This is a genomic window from Halospeciosus flavus, from assembly GCF_029814175.1.
Classification (GTDB): Archaea; Halobacteriota; Halobacteria; order Halobacteriales; family Halobacteriaceae; genus Halospeciosus; species Halospeciosus flavus.
This window is the reverse complement of the sequence record NZ_CP122312.1, coordinates 1,488,429-1,505,992: the sequence shown is the minus strand read 5'-3', so window position 1 is coordinate 1,505,992 and position 17,564 is coordinate 1,488,429. Positions and strand designations below refer to the sequence as shown.

General features: G+C 67.5%; 19 protein-coding genes. 8 read left to right on the top strand and 11 right to left on the bottom strand.

All coding sequences use genetic code 11. From position 1 onward, the window contains the following. Positions 1-13 precede the first annotated feature (13 nt). On the bottom strand, positions 14-1,384 hold the full coding sequence (locus tag P0Y33_RS07785; protein ID WP_279529973.1) for an NAD(P)/FAD-dependent oxidoreductase: 1,371 nt from the start codon (positions 1,382-1,384) through the stop codon (positions 14-16). An 83-nt stretch (positions 1,385-1,467) separates the two neighbouring features. Between P0Y33_RS07785 and P0Y33_RS07780 the strand changes: the two genes are divergently transcribed. Then, a complete protein-coding gene (locus P0Y33_RS07780; protein ID WP_279529972.1) occupies positions 1,468-1,665 on the top strand; it encodes a hypothetical protein in 198 nt (65 codons plus the stop codon). A 13-nt stretch (positions 1,666-1,678) separates the two neighbouring features. On the opposite strand, the gene P0Y33_RS07775 is transcribed toward P0Y33_RS07780, so the two are convergent. Further along, positions 1,679-2,911, bottom strand: coding sequence for a Glu/Leu/Phe/Val family dehydrogenase (locus P0Y33_RS07775; RefSeq protein WP_279529971.1), 1,233 nt, complete (start codon positions 2,909-2,911; stop codon positions 1,679-1,681). Positions 2,912-3,711: 800 nt separating this feature from the next. Next, positions 3,712-4,956 carry a helix-turn-helix transcriptional regulator gene (locus tag P0Y33_RS07770; protein ID WP_279529970.1) on the bottom strand — a complete coding sequence of 415 codons (1,245 nt, stop codon included), beginning with the start codon at positions 4,954-4,956 and terminating at the stop codon, positions 3,712-3,714. Between the two features lie 100 nt (positions 4,957-5,056). On the opposite strand from P0Y33_RS07770, the gene P0Y33_RS07765 reads away from it, so the two are divergent. The 4 genes from P0Y33_RS07765 (at position 5,057) to P0Y33_RS07750 (ending at position 9,740) form a co-directional block, all read left to right on the top strand. Next, the gene (locus P0Y33_RS07765) at positions 5,057-6,451 is read left to right on the top strand and encodes an FAD-binding oxidoreductase (RefSeq protein WP_279529969.1); all 1,395 of its coding nucleotides are present in this window, start codon (positions 5,057-5,059) and stop codon (positions 6,449-6,451) included. A 754-nt stretch (positions 6,452-7,205) separates the two neighbouring features. After that, the gene (locus P0Y33_RS07760) at positions 7,206-8,438 is read left to right on the top strand and encodes an orc1/cdc6 family replication initiation protein (RefSeq protein WP_279529968.1); all 1,233 of its coding nucleotides are present in this window, start codon (positions 7,206-7,208) and stop codon (positions 8,436-8,438) included. A gap of 253 nt (positions 8,439-8,691) precedes the next feature. After that, positions 8,692-8,883 (top strand): hypothetical protein, encoded by a 192-nt coding sequence (locus tag P0Y33_RS07755; protein ID WP_279529967.1) that lies wholly within the window; start codon positions 8,692-8,694, stop codon positions 8,881-8,883. Between the two features lie 107 nt (positions 8,884-8,990). Beyond that, on the top strand, positions 8,991-9,740 hold the full coding sequence (locus tag P0Y33_RS07750; RefSeq protein ID WP_279529966.1) for a ribonuclease H-like domain-containing protein: 750 nt from the start codon (positions 8,991-8,993) through the stop codon (positions 9,738-9,740). A 67-nt stretch (positions 9,741-9,807) separates the two neighbouring features. On the opposite strand, the gene P0Y33_RS07745 is transcribed toward P0Y33_RS07750, so the two are convergent. Beyond that, a complete protein-coding gene (locus tag P0Y33_RS07745; protein WP_279529965.1) occupies positions 9,808-10,497 on the bottom strand; it encodes a DUF7504 family protein in 690 nt (229 codons plus the stop codon). A 138-nt stretch (positions 10,498-10,635) separates the two neighbouring features. Here P0Y33_RS07745 and P0Y33_RS07740 point away from each other — a divergent pair, with 138 nt between their 5' ends. Together P0Y33_RS07740 and P0Y33_RS07735 are read left to right on the top strand one after the other, a co-directional pair. Next, positions 10,636-10,959, top strand: coding sequence for a DUF5789 family protein (locus tag P0Y33_RS07740; RefSeq protein ID WP_279529964.1), 324 nt, complete (start codon positions 10,636-10,638; stop codon positions 10,957-10,959). Between the two features lie 26 nt (positions 10,960-10,985). After that, complete coding sequence (locus tag P0Y33_RS07735) at positions 10,986-11,120, top strand: eL43 family ribosomal protein (protein ID WP_279529963.1); 135 nt, start codon at positions 10,986-10,988, stop codon at positions 11,118-11,120. Here P0Y33_RS07735 and P0Y33_RS07730 read toward each other — a convergent pair. Continuing rightward, a complete protein-coding gene (locus P0Y33_RS07730; protein WP_279529962.1) occupies positions 11,117-11,659 on the bottom strand; it encodes a DUF7504 family protein in 543 nt (180 codons plus the stop codon). The genes P0Y33_RS07735 and P0Y33_RS07730 overlap by 4 nt on opposite strands. Before the next feature lie 83 nt (positions 11,660-11,742). Then, positions 11,743-11,985, bottom strand: coding sequence for a hypothetical protein (locus tag P0Y33_RS07725; protein WP_279529961.1), 243 nt, complete (start codon positions 11,983-11,985; stop codon positions 11,743-11,745). Between the two features lie 328 nt (positions 11,986-12,313). On the opposite strand from P0Y33_RS07725, the gene P0Y33_RS07720 reads away from it, so the two are divergent. Next, on the top strand, positions 12,314-12,523 hold the full coding sequence (locus tag P0Y33_RS07720) for a DUF7563 family protein (RefSeq protein WP_279529960.1): 210 nt from the start codon (positions 12,314-12,316) through the stop codon (positions 12,521-12,523). Between the two features lie 196 nt (positions 12,524-12,719). Here P0Y33_RS07720 and P0Y33_RS07715 read toward each other — a convergent pair whose 3' ends face one another. The 5 genes from P0Y33_RS07715 to P0Y33_RS07695 all read right to left on the bottom strand — a co-directional run bounded on the left by P0Y33_RS07715 (position 12,720) and on the right by P0Y33_RS07695 (position 17,502). Beyond that, complete coding sequence (locus tag P0Y33_RS07715) at positions 12,720-13,970, bottom strand: MgtC/SapB family protein (protein ID WP_279529959.1); 1,251 nt, start codon at positions 13,968-13,970, stop codon at positions 12,720-12,722. Between the two features lie 27 nt (positions 13,971-13,997). Then, positions 13,998-15,008, bottom strand: coding sequence for a PfkB family carbohydrate kinase (locus P0Y33_RS07710; RefSeq protein WP_279529958.1), 1,011 nt, complete (start codon positions 15,006-15,008; stop codon positions 13,998-14,000). Positions 15,009-15,053: 45 nt separating this feature from the next. Next, positions 15,054-15,722, bottom strand: a complete 669-nt coding sequence (locus tag P0Y33_RS07705) for a phosphoglycolate phosphatase (protein ID WP_279529957.1) — start codon at positions 15,720-15,722, stop codon at positions 15,054-15,056. A gap of 184 nt (positions 15,723-15,906) precedes the next feature. Continuing rightward, entirely contained in the window at positions 15,907-16,347 is a 441-nt protein-coding gene (locus tag P0Y33_RS07700) for an acyl-CoA thioesterase (protein WP_279529956.1), read from the bottom strand. A gap of 54 nt (positions 16,348-16,401) precedes the next feature. Continuing rightward, positions 16,402-17,502, bottom strand: coding sequence for a M24 family metallopeptidase (locus P0Y33_RS07695; protein WP_279529955.1), 1,101 nt, complete (start codon positions 17,500-17,502; stop codon positions 16,402-16,404). Between the last annotated feature and the right edge of the window lie 62 nt (positions 17,503-17,564).

Sequence of the window (17,564 nt, the reverse complement as noted above, 5' to 3'; positions counted from 1 at the left end):
CGGAACTGGGGCGTCAGATGGAGTACTCAGACTCCTGAATCTTGACGTACTTGGCCTTCCGGAAGCGGAGTTTCGCCTGCTTGTAGTCCTTGTAGAGGCGGAGTCCGTCGAGACCGACCGACCGGGCAGCCTTGATGACCGAACCGGAATCGGCCTCGCGGAGCGCCCGGTCGACGACGCCGAAGGTCCGGTCCCAGTCCTCCGGGACGAAGTCCTCGACGACCTCGGCCATCGCGACGTTGCGGAGAATCTCCTTGCCGATGGCCTCTTTCCACGCGTCGTTGTACTTCGAGAGCGTGCCCTCCGCGGCGAACTCGCCGGCGAGCGCGCCCGTCCGCATCGCGACGTGGTCGCCGCCCTCGTGGAACGCCGAGGTCGTGCCCATCGCGCCGCCGACGACGGCGATACCGGCGGCAGTCGGGGAGTCGATGGGCCGCGTCGAGGAGATGGCGTACGTCTCCGTTCCCTTCGACTTGCCGTAGCCCTCGTCGACGACGGGGAAGTCCTCCTCGACGTCGTACTCGTCGCCGTACACCTCTTCGAGGAGGCGACGGATGTAGACCTTCCCCTGGGGGATGCGCTCGTCCTCCTCGCGGAGGAGGCGCCACTCCGACTTGTCGAAGTCGTCGATGTCCATCCCGATGGGCATGGTCAGGCCGACGCGACAGACGTTGTCCGCGTTCGGGAACACCCACGGGTAGGCGGTCTCGCCGGGCATCCACCCCCACCAGAAGACGATCTCGTCTTTCAGGTCCTCGAACACCTCGTCCGGGAAGCGGCGGTACTCCTGGTAGGCGATGTGGTTGTTCTCGGGCGGCGAGAGGCGCTGGGAGGCGTCGTCGAGGTACTCGTCGAGGACGCGCATCGTCACCTGTCGCTGGGGACCGTCGGCGAGGACCAGGTAGTCGGCCTCGAACTCGTCGCCGTTCGCGAGGGTCACGACGTGGGTGTGACCGCCGTCGAGGTCTGTCTCGACGTTCGTGACGCTCCGGCCGACGCGGTAGTCGGCGCCGGCGTCCTCCGCGCGGCCGCGGAGGTAGTCGTCGAAGCGTGCCCGCTGGAACGTGAAGCCGAACCCGTCGTGCGAGGACTCGACGCCCGTCTGGTCGATGTAGACATCGTCGGACGGCCCGACGAAGCGCGCGCCGTCGAGTTCCTGCTGGACGACGCCGCCGGGGAGGTCGTCGACGTCGAGTTGTGCGATGTCGACCCAGTAGTCGAGGAAGCCGGCGGCGTCGGTGGAGTCCGGTCCGAGTTCCTCTCGGTCCGCACGGGGGACGCCCTTCTCGAAGAGCACGACGTCCGCACCGTTCTCGGCAGCCGCGCGGGCGGCCGACGACCCCGCCGGACCGCCGCCGACGACGGCTACGTCTACGCGTTGCATACCTTTCCTTCACCGGCGGGCGCTAATATAGGTTGAAGGTTCGACGGGATGGATTTATGGTACCTGGTTCACACGTCACCGATATGGACACCGGGAGAACGGTCTATCGGCTGACTCAACTCTACGTCAGCGGTCTCTGTCTCGCCGGCGTCTTCACCCTGGGGTGGCTCTTCGTCCCGCGCGTGCGGGAGTCGATACAGGTCGCCGGCCTCTGGTTCGGGCTCGCGGGGTTCGGGTTCCTGATCGCGGTCACGTTCCTGCTCCTCCACACACAGCGGTGACCGCGCGGACCGGTCACAGTGGGCCACGGACCTCGTGGGCCGCCGCGACCCGGTCGAGGGCGACGACGTAGGCGGCCGTCCGGAGATCGGGAACGTCGCGCGACTCGTAGACGTCGAGGAGGTCCTCGAACCCGCGCGTGAGACGCTGGCGGAGGTCCCGGTTCACCTCCTCGCGCGACCACGAGTACTGTTGGGTGTTCTGGACCCACTCGAGGTGGGAGACGACGACGCCGCCCGCGTTCGCGAGGATGTCCGGGACGACCGGGACGTCGCGCTGGCGGAGGACCTCGTCGCCGGCGGCCGTCGTCGGGCCGTTGGCCGCCTCGACGACCACGTCCGCGGAGAGGTCGCGGGCGATCTCCTCGGTGATCACGTCCTCGATGGCCGCCGGGACGAGCACGTCGACGTCCTCCGTGAGGAGTTGTTCGTTGGTGACGGCGTCGGCGCCGGCAGCCACGGTCTCGAAGCCCTCGACGTACCCCGCCGTATCGACGTGGTCGAGGAGGGCCTGGACGTCAAGTCCGTCTGGGTCGTGGACGCCGCCCGAGACGTCGCTGATGGCGACGACGTCCGCCCCGCGCTCGTCCAGTAGACGGGCGGCGACACTCCCGACGTTCCCGAAGCCCTGGATGGCGACCGACGCGCCGTCGAGGTTGGTGTCGAGGTAGTCGAACGTCCGTTCGGTGACGATGGTGATGCCGCGACCGGTCGCCTCGACGCGCCCCTCCGTCCCACCGATTTCGAGGGGTTTGCCCGTGACGACCTCCGGGACGGCGTGGTCCTCGTAGCGCGAGTAGGTGTCCATCAGCCACGCCATCGTCTGCGGGTCGGTGTTCACGTCCGGCGCGGGGATGTCGGTGTCCGGCCCGATGACCCGGCGGACGCCGTCGGTGTACGCGCGGGTGAGCCGCCGCAGTTCACCCTCGGACAACTCCGCCGGGTCACAGACGACGCCCCCCTTCGCGCCGCCGAACGGCAGGTCGACGACGGCCGACTTCCACGTCATCCAACCGGCGAGCGCGGTCACCTCGTCCATCGAGACGGCCGGGTGGTAGCGGATTCCGCCCTTGTACGGGCCGCGCGCGCTGTCGTACTGACAGCGATACCCCTCGAACACCTCGACGGACCCGTCGTCCCGGCGGACCGGCAGGCTCACCTTCAGCGTCCGCTCCGGCGTCCGGAGCTGTGGGTAGACGTCGTCGGGGACGTCGACGAACTCGCGGGCACGCTCCACCTGAGATAGCATGTTCGCTAACGGGTCTGACTCTCCCATACACTTTAGTACGCAATCATTACGTAAGGAAAGAAGGGTCGACGACCGGCGACGTCGACCGGGACGGGTGGTGTCGGAGTGGGAGCGAGGGGTGGGTGTGTCCCGGTCGCGTCACCGCGTCGTCGGTCGTGACGGTACGCTCGGTACCGTCCCATCCGACGGGACGACGATCACCGGACCGACGTGAGTCGGACTGGCGGGTGTCGACACGGCCGAGCAGGCGTGGGGGTGCTGCGTCGGCGGTGTTGCTCGACACCGGCCGTTGCCTCTGCGTGGTCGCGGTCGACGTGGTTGTCCGACCGCGGCCGAAGGGAGTGGTCGGACAGCGCGAGGGGAGGCGGGAGCGAAGGGGCCGCCCCGCCCGAACCGTGTCGCCGCCGCGTGCCGGAGGAGTGGGTCGTCCGGTCGGCGGGCGGCGTGTGCCGTGCCTCTGTCGCGCTGTCCGTGGTCGTCCCGTCGCGACGAGCCACACGGCGGCGCTCCATGCGCGCGCTGGCGAGATTGGCGTGTCCACGCCGACTGCCGCGACCGCGCACAGGGGACGTCGCGGTCGCGGTCGCAGGGGGCACAGTGGGGGGACAGCTGCGCCACGGTAACCGGCGTCAGAGAGCCGATCGGACCGTTACCCAGCGTGGACACCCCGTGTGCCGTGTGGTTCATCGCACTCGTCCGTAGTGACCGGGAAGACATATAGGGACGTGACAGTCGCGGTGGATTTAGCGCAGTTAAGCGGAGTTAAACGGTCTAAACGGTCGGTGCGTACCCGGGTCGCGTCAGCGCTCCGACCCGTTCGACTCGTCTTCCGTCTCGGCCTCGCCCGCACCGACGTCGACGTCGGGGAGTTTGATGACGTTCTCACGCCCGATGCGGAAGCCTTCGAGGTCGCCCTCCTCGCGCATCCCCTTGAGGACCTGGCTCGTCTTCGCCTCGGTCCAGCCGAGTCCTTCGACGATCTCCTGTTGTTTCGCGCGGCCGCCGTGCTCGCGGAGGAACCGCACGACGCGCTCCTCGTTGCTCAGGAGTTCCTCGGGCGGTTCTTCGTCGCCCTCCTCGGACGCCGCGCCGGCCCCGGCCGCCGCACCGGCTTCCGCCGCGGGGGACTCCGCCGCTTCCGTGGACTTGGTCGCGCTGCTGGGTGGTCCACCGCCCTCGGACACCTCACCGCCCTCCTCGCTGGGTCCGCCGCCGGGAACACCACCGCGTCCGCGGTAGTACCACGCCGCACCGAGGACGACGAGGGCCGCGACGAGTGCGACGAGGACGTAGCCGACCGGCCCGAGACCGCCGAGTCCGTCGCCGGGTTCGGGTGTCGTCTCACCCGCGCTCGTCGTCGGGGCCGCCGTCGAGACGACGACGCGCGGTTCGTCGTCGGTGAAGTCGAACGGACCGGTCCACCCGACGAGGCCCGACCGCTGGACGCTCGGCGTCGGGTCGACCGAGACGAGTCCGTACGCGTCGGGGTAGGTGAAGGAGAGACTCGTCTCCTGGTCGAGGTAGAAGCCGGAGATAGCGTCACCGGCGTAGAGTCGCGGTCCCTCGACGCGGGCGAAGTTCGACCAGGTGAACGAGTAGGTGAGGATCCCGTAGTCGGTCTCGCCGAAGGGTTGGAGACGCGTGGAGACCGCGAAGTCGCTCGCACCCATCTCCCGGCCGGTCGCGTTCTCCGCGGCCGCGACCGTGGCGGTGATCCGGTCGCGGAACCGGTCGAGGTAGGCGCTCGTGTTGTTCCGCACGTCGGCCTGGAGGTCCTGGAACGCCTGTGTCTCGTTCTCGGTCTGGAGGCGCATCCGGTAGGCGACCGTCCACCGGGCGTCGCCGTCGGGTTGGAGAGAGACCGTGATGTCGACGGCGTCGGGGTCGACTTCCTCCGGTGAGAGCGACGCCACCCCGGTGCGAGCGGGTTGCTGGTCCGGCCCGGTCGCGGCGCCGACACCGGTTCCCCCCGCGGCCACGACGGAACCGACCAGGAGAACCACGAGGAAGAGCGACCGCAGTCGAGACCAACGGATTCCGTCCATACCGAGTGTATCCGGACAGCGGCACCTTTCTTCTTTCCCTCTCGTCCGCCGGACGGAACGGAGTAGACTTATCGGCGCCGACACGAGTCATCTGGTAGTGATGGACGAGAACACCCAGCACGATTGTTCGTTCCTCGCCGACGTACTCCCCGAGGAGCGATTCAGTCTCGACCGGGCGGAACGCGAGCGGTTCGCGGCGGACGAGGGCCCACACCCCGCCTCGGTCCCGGATGCCGTCGCCCGCCCCCACTCGACGGCACAGGTCTCGGCCGTCCTCGCGGCGGCGAACGAACGGGGCGTGCCCGTGACACCGTGGAGCGGCGGGTCGAGCATCGAGGGGAACCCGATTCCCGTCGAGGGCGGCGTCGTCCTCGACACCTTCGAGATGGACGACGTGACGATTCGGGCCGCGGACCGGCAGGCCGTCGTCGGGCCGGGCGTCGTCTACGACGAACTGAACACTGCCGCCGAGTCGGCAGGGTTGCGTTTCGCGCCGGGCATCGCCGCGGGCGACGTCGCCACCGTCGGCGGGATGGTCGCGAACAACGCCTCGGGGCTGAACGCCGTCAGGTACGGCCAGACCCGCGAGCACGTCTACCGCCTCGAGGTCGTCCTGCCGGACGGCGAGGTCGTCGAGTGCGGACGCGACGTCGTGAAGACCGCCTCGGGGTACAGCCTCCGGGACCTCTTCGTCGGGAGCGAGGGGACACTCGGCGTCGTCACCGAGGCGACGGTCGCGCTGGAGCCGATTCCACGGGTACGCCGGGCCGCCCTCGCCGTCTTCCCGACCCGCGAGGCGGCGGGCGAGGCGGTGGCGGCGGTGATGCGCTCGGGAATCACGCCGGGCGCCATCGAGTACCTCGACACGCGCACGATGGAGATGGTCGCCGCACGGACCGACGTCGACGTTCCCGAGGCGCCGACGCTCGTCCTCGAAGTCCACAGCGAGAGCGACGCGGGAGCGAAGGCGGCACTGGAGGCGGTCCGCGAACGTTGCGAGGGAGCGGGCGTGTCCGAGTGGCGCGCGGCAGCGGGCGACGACATCGACGACGTCTGGCAGGCCCGGCGGGACGTCTACCCCGCCGCCTGCGACTACCGCGAGGGGGCGACCGTCGCGGTCATCGGCGACGTGACGGTCCCCGTCTCGAAGTACCCCGACATCATCCGCGCGACGGTGGACGCCGCCGACGAACTGGGCGTCACGACTCCCTGCGTCGGTCACGCGGGCGACGGGAACCTCCACTTCCTCCCCATCGCGGACCTCGACGACGAGGACGAGGTCGCGCGGGCGATGGCACTCAACGACCGGCTCGTGGCGGCGGCCATCGACGTGGGCGGGACCGCGACCGGCGAACACGGCGTCGGCATCGGGAAGCGGAAGTTCATGGACAGGGAGCACGCCAACGCGGTCGACCTGATGCGGGAGGTGAAGGACGCGGTGGACCCAGACGGAGTGATGAATCCGGGGAAGGTCCTCCCCGACCCGGACGAGTGAGGATTTGGAACGACACGGCCCCGAGACGCGACCGCCGCGGTCGGCGGCGTAGGAACTGCGGACGGAGTGGGGTCGCGAGCACCGCTGGAGCGAGGGGCGCTCGCAGTGAGAACAGCGGACACGGTGGTGTCGGCTCCGTCCGGTCGTCGCGTCCAGCACGAGTCGAAGTGCCGATTACTGCGGACATAGTGGTGTGGTTTCGGCGGCGTCGACGACTGGCTAGAGCGTGTCGCGGACCTCATCTAGCGCGTGTTGCGGTCAGTGCAACACCACAAAGTCCGCAGTAAGCCGGCTCGTCAGGCGTCGTCCGGAGGGAATCCTGTATCCTCCGTACGACGGCGTCGAACGGCGTGAGGCAGGAGGACGAGACCGCGAGTGGGGAGTGACGGCCGACGAGGGGGGGTCGAACACACCCCCTCCACTTTGTCCGCAGTTCCCCGTCAAGAGGGGTGGCGGGAGGGAGCGTCGACGGGACGGACAAAAGAGTTGACAGGAGCTGGCGAGAACGATCAGACGGCTAGACGAGACGCAGCACGATGAAGGTGGACTACGGACTAATTTTTTGCACCTCGACTTATAGATACCGCTTCTCTAGGGGCCTTCCCTCACCCCGCCCCCACCCGTTCCCCCACAACTGCGGACAGAGTGGTGGGGGTGTGTTCCCGGCGTTCTTTATAAACTCTCAGAACTGCGGACGCTCCGGACGCCGCGGACGCGGTGGTGTTATATACCGGGGCGCGGAAAGGGCTACTCCATGGCGCTGTTCGAGCGGGACTACGACATCTATCGGGAGCGCGACGCCCTCCGCGAGGACTACCAGCCCGACGAGTTGGTGGGACGTGACGAGGAACTCCGGACGTACAAGGCGGCGCTGCAACCGGTCATCAACGGCGAGCAGCCGAACAACGTCTTCCTCTACGGGAAGACCGGCGTCGGGAAGACTGCCGCCACTCGGTACCTCCTTGGACACCTCCGCGAGGACGCCGCGAAGTACGACGACATCTCCCTCTCCATCCAGTTTCTCAACTGCGACGGCCTCACCTCGTCCTACCAGGTCGCCACCCACCTCGTCAACGAGTTCCGCTCCGAGCACGACCAGATATCGACGACGGGCTACCCGCTCGCGACGGTCTACGACATGCTCTGGGAGGAACTCGACGACTACGGCGGCACCGTCCTCATCGTCCTCGACGAGATCGACAACATCGAGGACGACTCGATCCTCTACCAACTCCCGCGCGCCCGCGCTAACGGTAAACTCGACGACACCCAGGTCGGTATCATCGGCATCTCGAACGACTTCTCCTTCCGAGACGACCTCTCGCCCAAGGTCAAGTCCTCGCTCTGCGAGAACGAGATCCACTTCCCCGCCTACGACGCCGAGGACCTGAAGGCCATCCTCCGACAGCGTGCCGACGTCGCCTTCTACGAGGACGTCCTCGAGCCCGGCGTCATCCCGCTGTGTGCGGCCTACGGCGCGAAAGACGCCGGCGACGCGCGACAGTCCATCGACCTCCTGATGAAGGCCGGCGACATCGCCCGCGACGCCGAATCCGAGACCATCACCGAGGACCACGTCGAGGAGGGTCGCACCGCCCTCGAACGCGGGCGCATCGAGGAGGGCATCCGCGGCCTCACCGAGCACGGCCACCTCGTCCTCTACTCGCTGGTCACCAACGAGATCGAAGGGGAGACCCCCATCCGCTCGCGAGACATCCGCCCGCGTTACACCCGGTTCGCTCGTCTCGCCGAGCGCGACCCGCTCGTCCCCCGACGGATGCGCGACCACCTCTCCGAACTCACGATGCTCGGCATCGTCTCCGTCACCGAGCGCAACGAGGGCCGCCGCGGCGGTACCTACCGCGAGTACGAACTCGACCTCCCGGTCGAGCAGGTGCTCTCGGCACTCTCCGAGACGGTCCAACTCGTCGGCGTCCACGAGTCCGTCGTCGACATGGCCGACGTCGACCTGGCCGCGTCGAGTTGAGGACCCCCCGAAACTGCGGACACGGTGGTGTTCCGCGGTCGGGGTTGGTCAGCCAGGGTCTCGTCCGCGCGCGCCGTCGACTCTCCCTCGTCACCGGCCCACACGGCCCGAACGTTCTTGTACGAGAAGTCGTCTCGTAGAGTCGCGACGCCGGCGACTTCGAGAACTACCGTTCGGAGGGCCACAAGGTACTTTTCGGGCGATAGAGCGGCCGAAAGCACTAATCAGGGTGCCCGTGTCTGCATCGATTGCGATGTCCAGTAAGACCGACGGACTCCGGGACATCTTCATGGAGGTCTCGGACACGGACACGGTGGTCGAAGAGCAGACCGGACAGGAGAAACGCATCGGCGACGAGGAGATGGACCTCGAAGCCGCCGCCGCCGACGGACTCGACGAGGCCATGGATAGCGGCGACGACCAGCTCGCGAACCAGTTCGACTAGGTGTGGTCGGTCGCACTCGCCGCCGACCACGATACTCTTCCTGACCCGGATCGACGGACCCATCCACCGAACGCCGGACCTATAGCCGCCCGCGTGTAGGTGTGTGTATGCGCGTCGAGAACAGTTTCATCCCCGTCGACGGCGTCGGCGAGACGACCGAACGACGGCTCTGGGCCGACGGAATCACCCACTGGGACGAGTTCCACCCGGACGCGGTCGGACCGAAGACCGGCGACCGAATCGAGGAGTACATCGCGACCGCCGCCGAGCACCTCGACGACGGGAACGTCCAGTTCTTCGCGGACACCTTCCCGAGCAACGAACTCTGGCGTCTCTACGAGAACTTCGCCGACGGTGCCTGCTTCTTCGACATCGAGACGACCGGCCTCGACGAACACCGAAACGACGTCACGACGGTCAGTTTCCACCGCGACGGCGAGACACGGACCTACGTCCAGGGACGGGACCTCACCGCCGAGGCGCTCGAACGCGAACTCCGCGGGTCGACCATGCTCGTCTCGTTCAACGGCAAGCGCTTCGACGCGCCGTTCCTCGAGGCGAACTTCGACCTCGACGTGACGACCCCGCACCTCGACCTCATGTACACCTGCAAGAAACTCGGTCTCTCGGGCGGGCTGAAGGCCATCGAGGACGACCTCGGTATCGGTCGCGAAGGCGTCGAGGACGTCGACGGCCGCGAGGCCGTTCGTCTCTGGAACCGCTACGAGAATCGGGGCGACGAGGCGGCGCTGGACCGACTCGTCGAGTACAACCGACTGGACGCGGAGAACCTCCGCACGCTACTCGAGACAGTACACGGTCGGCTCCGTCGGGAAGTGTTCACTCCGCACGTTTGAGCGGCGGAGTAGGCCGGGCGGCCGTCGTCGACGACCGTCCGGTGGCTCGCAAGACCGAAGGTTCCCGTCAGAGACCGACCCAGTTGGTCTGCTGGCCGTAGGTGGGAACGTGCCACCGCTGTTCGGCCTTCGGACCGTTGCGTCGGAGTTCGACGCGGGCGTCGAAGAGCGTCGCGACGGACTCGACGGTCTCGGACCCCTCGGGGACTGGCAGGTGGTAGTGTGCCATCCCGTTGGCGTCGGAGACCATGTCGCCGACGCGGCGGATGAACCGCGTGACCTCCGTGTAGTCGTGTTCGACCAGGAGGGGGTACAGCGAGTTGACGGACAACCGTAGCTCCGCGGGGTCGAGGTCGTCGCTCTCCATCTGGAACTCCGAGATTCCCTCGGAGATCGCGTCTTCGAGCGCCTGGAGATCTGAGCCGACGGTTCGACTCTGTGGCGCGGACCCGGCGCGCGTCGCGGCCGAGCGCGAGCTGATCTCCTGGCGGACGACCTTCACACTGTCGTCGTCGGCGACGGCAGCACCCGGGAGGTGAGCACCGACGCCCTTCGCCTCCGAGTCGGTCAGTACGAGTAGCCGTTTCCGGTCTTCGAACGGCGCACCCATGAGCCGGCGGCTCGCGAGTGCGGTAACCTCCTGCGCGACCTCCCCCGTCACGAGCAGGTTACATCCGCACCGCTTGAACCGCGACAACACCTCGTCGAACGCGAGAGGTGCGTCGTCGCCCCGGAATTGTATTTTTGAGACTGACACTCTAAATTGATAGTCGTCCTCCGAAAATATAAAACCCACGGCCAGGGAGAAATCCAGTGGTTCGCGGGGATTCACGCCGGTTTCACGCCTCCCGACCGAACCACAGTTCTTTCCATCCCCGAGTACACACACTCGGATATGGCTGCACGGCCGCCCCAGTCGGACGACGAGGAACCGGACACGATCGCGTTCGGAATCCCCGTCGTCGAGGCACACCTCGACGGGGCCGACCTGTCGTTTCCCGCCACGGACGACGAGATCGTCGCGGCGCTCGGGAACCCGGACGTCCCCTACGACGCACGCGGACGGTCGGTCCCCCTCGACGAGGCGCTCGACCGGACGGGGAAGGACCGCTTCGACTCGCGTCGGGAACTGCTCAACGAACTCCACCCGGTCCTCGAGGAGTTGCGGACGTCGGGTGGGACGGGGCTCGTCGACTGGCTGAAGTCACTGCTCCCCTGAGCGCCGACGCGTTCTTTGCGGTCGCCGTGGTAGACGACGTCGTGAACGTCCGCGACATCCACTGTCCGACGTGTGGCGACAGCGACGCGGTCCAGAAAGTGGGAATCGGCGACTACGAGTGTGTCGACTGCGGGGTCACGTTCGGACCGCGCGACCTCTAGATGCGCGTCGGTTCGGCGTCGAGTTCCGACCACGCGCGAGCGGCGCCGACGACGTCCTCGCTCCCCTCGGCTTCGTTCTCGACTTCGAGTACCGTGTCGAACAGCGGTTCGACGACGTGGACGAGTTCCGTCGACGCACTGGCGTCGAGGTGGGCGTGGCACTCGCCGCCGACCGTCCGGACGCGAGCGATGGCGGCGTGGAGGAAGCGAAACAGCGCCTCGCGGGCCGGGTCCTCCTCGACGTGTGGGAGTCCGTCCAGACAGACCTGGAGTGTCTCCTCGCCGGCGGAGTCGTAGTTCCCGACTGCCTCCGAGAAGGCGACGCCGACCTCTGTCAGTTCCATGTCGCCGAAGACGACGCCGTCCTCGAACGCCGGAATCGCCTCCGTACAGACGTGTGCGTCCGACTCGTCGGTCGTGACGCGGAGACAGTCCCCGGTCTCCTCGCCGACGAGGTGTCGACAGGCCCGCTCGTGGGCGACTTCGTCTGCACCGACGACGAGCGTCGCGTCAGCACCGCGGGGGGAGTCGTCACTCACGATTACGTTGTGGTCGACTGACGGGCATAATTATTGCGGCCGACGGGAGAAAGGGGATAGACGACAGCCAGCGGCAGTTCGGCTTACGCTTCGCTTCCGAGTTCGTCGGGGTCCATCTCCCACAGTTGGCGGGCGAGCCCGTCGACCGGACCGCGGTTCCGGTCGGAGGTGTCGTAGCCCGCGTCCTGTAGGGCGTTGCGGACCCGGTTGTACGTCGTGTCGTCGACGTGGTCGACGATCTCCCGGATCGACCAGTTGTACTGGTCGTAGAGCAGTTCGTACGTGTCGACGCTGGGGTCACTGGGTAGGTCGCGACGGCTTGGCATTGTGGGTCACCTGAGGGAGTTGCTCGCGGTCGTACGCGGCCGGTCGGGTGTGCGGAGTGTCGGGTCGTTCGAGTGCGCGTCGGGCTGCCGACGGTCGGCTTCGTCCGCACCGTGGGACCGCGAGGTATTATTCCGACGCGTCACAGATTGAATTAACTCACCTAACACATTAAGGTTGTCGGCCATCTGCACAAATTCCGGAGTGTGTGGAAACTGTTCCGAGTGTAGTTTACGTACAATTGGCGAGTAAATTTATTACATTGGGTGGTGTATGAATCAAGTGCGAACGCGCCGCCGACGAACGCCGTCGGCGACTTCCCCCAAGACCATGAACCCTGTCGAAACCACGACCACGCCGAGCGAGAAGAACCGCTGTCAGGAATGTGGCTCGACCGTCACGTCCCGCTGGCGCAAGGTGTTCGGGAACAACGAAAACGAGGTGTACGGCTGTCCCGACTGCACCAACAGCGTCGAGCGCCGTAACGGACACACTCGCGCGGCGTTCGACGGTGAGATCGACCTCGGCGACGCGATCTGAGGCGGTCTCCGTCGACGATTTCCTCGACGGCCCGTCCCTCGGCCGTCACTCGCTGCTGGCTGTCATCCTCGGTGGGCACCCGCCCACCGTCCCTTCTCCGTTCACTTTCTGTCCACGAGAGCCGTGAGTGGTTCGCTCGTCGAAGAAGCGTGAGCCGTAGCGACGGCGTCGAAAACGACGTCGAGTCGGTGGCCGTTCAGACGAAGAAGAGGAGACCGCCGTAGGCGAGCCCACCGACGACGGCGAGTCCGACGCTCGCGGCCCCGACCGGTTTGACGAGGTCGCTGTCCATCGAGGAGACGAGTCCGACCTTCACGAAGATACTCGCGGCCGAGGAGCCGAGGATGCTCAGCGCCGCGGTGCCGACGTCGATCTTCCCGGCTTCGAGGAGGGTCACGGCCGCGGTCGTCGCGGAGGCACTGGAGACCGCGCCCGCGAGGACGTTCGTGAGGACGAAGGCGGAAGAGCCGACGTACGTTCGCGCGAGACTCGAGATGGCGAGGACGCCCGCGAACAGGACGCCGAACTTCACGGCGCGTTCGAGTTCGAACGGTTCCTCGAACTCCATGTCGATGGACTCGTTCCAGTCGGCGACGAAGACGGCGGCGATCACCGCGACGACGCCGGCGGCGACGAGCGGCGGGGTCACGGTCGCCGCCATCTCGGGGACGACGAGGACGACGAGACCGATGTTGCGGACGAGCATCGCGGCGTTCGCGAGGAGGACGATACCGACGACGGTCCGGACGGCACCGGAGTCCCCGTCACCGAACCGGGACCCGACCGAGGCGATGGCGGCCGTCGAGGAGACGAGTCCGCCGACGAAGCCGGTGAGCGCGAGGCCGCCGCTGTCGTAGTACTGCATCACGGCGTAGTTGACGAACCCGAGCGCGCCGATGGCGACCATCAGGATCCACGCGTCGCGCGGGTTCACCCCCAGGATCGGGTGGTCGGGGAGCACCGGGTAGAGGACGAACGCGAGCAACGCGAGTTGGGCCGCGCTCTCGATCTCCTCGTCGGTCAGACTGTCGGCGAACGCGCCGAGTTCGTCTTCGAGCAGGAGCAGGAACGACGTCGCGACGGTCGCGGAGATGCCCGCGAACGGTCGCCCGAGACCGACGAGCGCCCCGACGACGAAGACGAGGACGAGCGCGGCCGAGGTGAGCAACACTTCGTCGTCGCCGGCGACCGACCCGCGGACGGTCAGCGCGCCGGCGTGGAGCAAGACGAGGGTTCCGGTCGCCCCGAGGAGGAGCGTCGACCCCGCGCTCGCCCCCAGCGCTCCGAGCAGGCAGGCGATGGGGAAGACCTGCGCGCCGAGGAACCGGTCGGCCCACTCCCGCTCGAGACCGACGAACAACCCGAGGGCGAGCGCGAGGGCGTACGTCGACAGTTCGGCGAACGTTCCGGGTAAGGAGACCCCTCCGAGGAGGAGTAGCTGGTCCATATTGATTGCATATCACCTCTGTATAAATTAAAGGGTAGTGGCTCCGTACTCCTCTCGGAGGTCGTCGGTGCTCGGGGTCTCGCCGTACTCGATGTAGTAGGACGCCGCGAGGTTCCCGAGCGCGAGTGCGGCGTGCCACGGCCACCCGGCGCCGAGGCCGTGGGCGAGTGCGGCGCTGAAGCGGTCGCCCCCGCCCATGTAGCGTGCCTGCTCGTCGACCTCGACGTTCGGGACGTTCAGCGTCTCGTCGGTGCGGGCGGCGACGGCGTAGTCCGAGGCGTGGATGACGACGCCCGTGATACCGAGTTCGTCGCGGAGCGCGCGCACACACGAGGAGTCGTCCAGGGTGGTGACGTCGAGCGCGTCGGCGATGTAGCGTGTCTCCGCCCGGTTGGCGCTCAACACCACGTCGAAGGAGTCTTCGAGGGTCGCGAGGGCGCCGGCGAGGTCCGGAATCGTGTCGGGGTCGCGGATGGTCACGTCGCCGGGGTCACAGACGAACACGTTGCCGTCGATGTCCGCCGCACCGAGCGCTTCGAGGGCCTCGGTCGTGTTGTTCACCGAGGCCCAGTTGGTCCAGACGACGGCGTCGGCGGCCGCGAAGTAGTCGAGCGACACCACCGCTCGGAGTTCGTCGAGCGTCCAGGTCTGGATGTCCGGCGACTCGTCGGTCATCATCACCGCCCCGTCCTCGAACTCGTAGATGCGGACGTCCGCCGGTTCGCCCATCGAGAACCCCTCGACGTCGAGTTCGTCGAGGACTGGGTCGTCGAGATGCCCGAGGAGCGTTACGTCGTCGCCGAGTGCGTGAGCCTGTTTGGCCGCGTTGACCGCCTGTCCGCCGGGGTCGGTCCGCAGGTGTTCGGTCATGAACGACTTCGCCGTTCCCGAGGCGATGCGTCGGCCGAACGTCTCCCTGCTCTCGACGGTCCCCTCGTTGTCCTCGACGGCGTAGCGGCGGTCGACGCTCCCGTCGGGGAGAGTGACCACCCGAATCGACTCGCTGTCGAGGGACGAGACGACCTCCGGTACGTCCATGCCTCGGTGGTGGACCGAGACGCACAAAAACCGACCGACCGACGCTCACTCCAGTATCCGCTCGACGGCGGCGAGGAAGCCGTCGGCGTACTCCGCTTCGACGACGACGTCGGCCGCGGCCTTCGCGCGGTCGTCGGCGTTCGCGACGGCGTACCCCGTCCCGACCTCCGCGAGCATCGACTCGTCGTTCGCGGAGTCGCCGACCGCGACGAAGTCGGTCAACTCGTGGCCGAGGGAGTCGGCCACCGAGATCAGCGCCTTCCCCTTGCTCAGCCCCGGTTCCTTCACGTGGTAGGCGAAGCCGGTGTCGACGACCTCCAGCCCGCGCTTCTCGGCGATCTCCTGGAGCGGTCCGAGCGGGGACTCCCGGTCGACCGCGATCTCCGTCTCGCGCCAGCGGTTGACCAGGTCGACCGGTCCCCACCCGACCTCGTGGCCACGGGCGCGGTACTCGTCGACGACGTCCTGTGCCGCCTCCCGGTCGCCGTGGAAGACGAGATCGTCTTGGACGTAGGCGACGCCGCCGTTCTCGGCGACGACGTTCTGGTCGATGCCGGCGTAGTCACAGAGGGCGATGGGGTAGGGGAGGGCTTTCCCGGTCGCGACGACGACCGGCGCCTCCCACTCGCGCAGGACGTCGAGGACGCGGCCGTCGATGGAGCGGTCGGGTCGACTCAACGTCCCGTCGATGTCGACTGCGAGCGGCGGTGTCATAGACGGGGGTTCATCGGCGCGGGTCAAAGACCCGTCGCCTCCCCGCCAAGAAGGAAGGGTGGGTGCTCCCGGGGAGAGGAGCGTGTGGGCAGCCATCGGGCACGTGGGTGGGCAACTCCGCACGTGCCACTCCATTCTATACGCTGACACATATTAAATCTAACCACTCTCGAAAGTGAATATATCACTCCCCGGCTGCGTCGAGCGCTTCCTGCTGGAGTCGACGCTCCTCGTCGGTCTCGACCTGGAGGTCGGGCACCTCGACCGGAGTGCCGTCGTCGCCGATGGCGACGAAGACGAAACGTGACTCGGTGGTCCGCTCGCGCTCGCCGGTCCGGGGTTCCTCACGCGAGGCGCGGAGTCGGACCTTCACGCTCGTCCGCCCGGTGTCGTAGACGTAGGACTCGACGAGGACGGTGTCGCCGACCGGGACGGGCCTGATGAAGTCCATCTCGTCGATGTTGGCGGTCACGCAGGTCTCGCCGGCGAGGCGCATCGCCGACATCGCACCGATCTCGTCCATCCACTTCATCACGTTCCCGCCGTGGACGGTCCCGTAGTTGTTCGCATGGTTCGGTTGGACGCGCTGGCGGTTCTCGATGTGGGTGTCTTCGAGTCGGGTCACGTCCCGACGTTCGTGGGCGCGGGCGAAGAAACTGGTCGCCGACCCGGACGTCCCCTACACTCGCCACCCGCGGGGCGTCGTGTTCAGCCGTTCGTGGCCGTCTTCGGTGACGACGACGAGGTCCTCGATGCGGACGCCGAACTCGCCGTCGAGGTAGATACCGGGTTCGACGCTGAACACCATCCCCGGTTCGAGTTCGCGGTCGTTGCCGTCGACGATGTAGGGGCTCTCGTGGACCTCCAGGCCGACGCCGTGGCCGGTCCGGTGCACGAACTGCTCGCCGTAGCCCGCGTCCTCGATCACGCTCCGGGCGACGGCGTCGACTTCCTGCGCCTCGACGCCGGGTTCGACGATGGAGACGGCCGCGTTCTGGGCCTCGCGGACCGTCTCGTGGACCGTCTCGAACTCGGCCGGCGGGTCGCCGTCGAAGACGACGGTGCGCGTCTGGTCGCTCGGGTAGTGGTCGACGCGCGCGCCGAAGTCGAGGACGACGGGGTCGCCCGACTCGATGGTTCGGTCGCCGGCGCCGTGGTGTGGCTGTGCGCCGTTCGGTCCCGACCCGACGATAATGTCGAACGCGAGGGTCTCGGCGCCGTGCTCGTAGAGTCGTGACTCGACGTCGCGGGCGAGTTCTCGCTCGGTCATCCCGACCGCGTCGGCGCCCAGGTCGCGGACCCCCTCGACGACGGCGTCGGCCACGTCGGCCGCTTCGCGGAGGGCGTCAAGTTCGTGTTCGTCCTTGCGGACTCGGAGTGCCGTGAGCACCTCGTCGGCGAGTCCGACCGTCGCGTCGGGGAGCGCCCGCTGGAGGTCGAGGACGAACCGTGCCCACATCGTCGCGTCGAGCAAGAGGTGCGCGTCGGCGACGTCGAGGTCGGCGGCGACCTCGCGGACGACTTCGAGTGGGTCCTCGTCGTCGGCCCACGTCCGCACGTCTTCGACCCACGTCGATGTCTGTACCTGTTCGGCGTAGAGTTCCGGGACGACGAACGCGGGGTCACCGCTCGAGGGGACGAAGAGGAAGAAGTGACGTTCGCCGGGTTCCTCGTCGAAGCCACCGAGGTAGTAGCAGTTGGGGCTCGGGAACAGGACGAGCGCCTCGTCGTCCGCCAACTGACGCTGACACTCCCGCGTCCGCGCTTCGAACGACGTCATACTCGGGGATTCTCGTCGGTCACCATTAGTCCTCCCCTCCGAACCCGTGCTAGCGGTGCGCT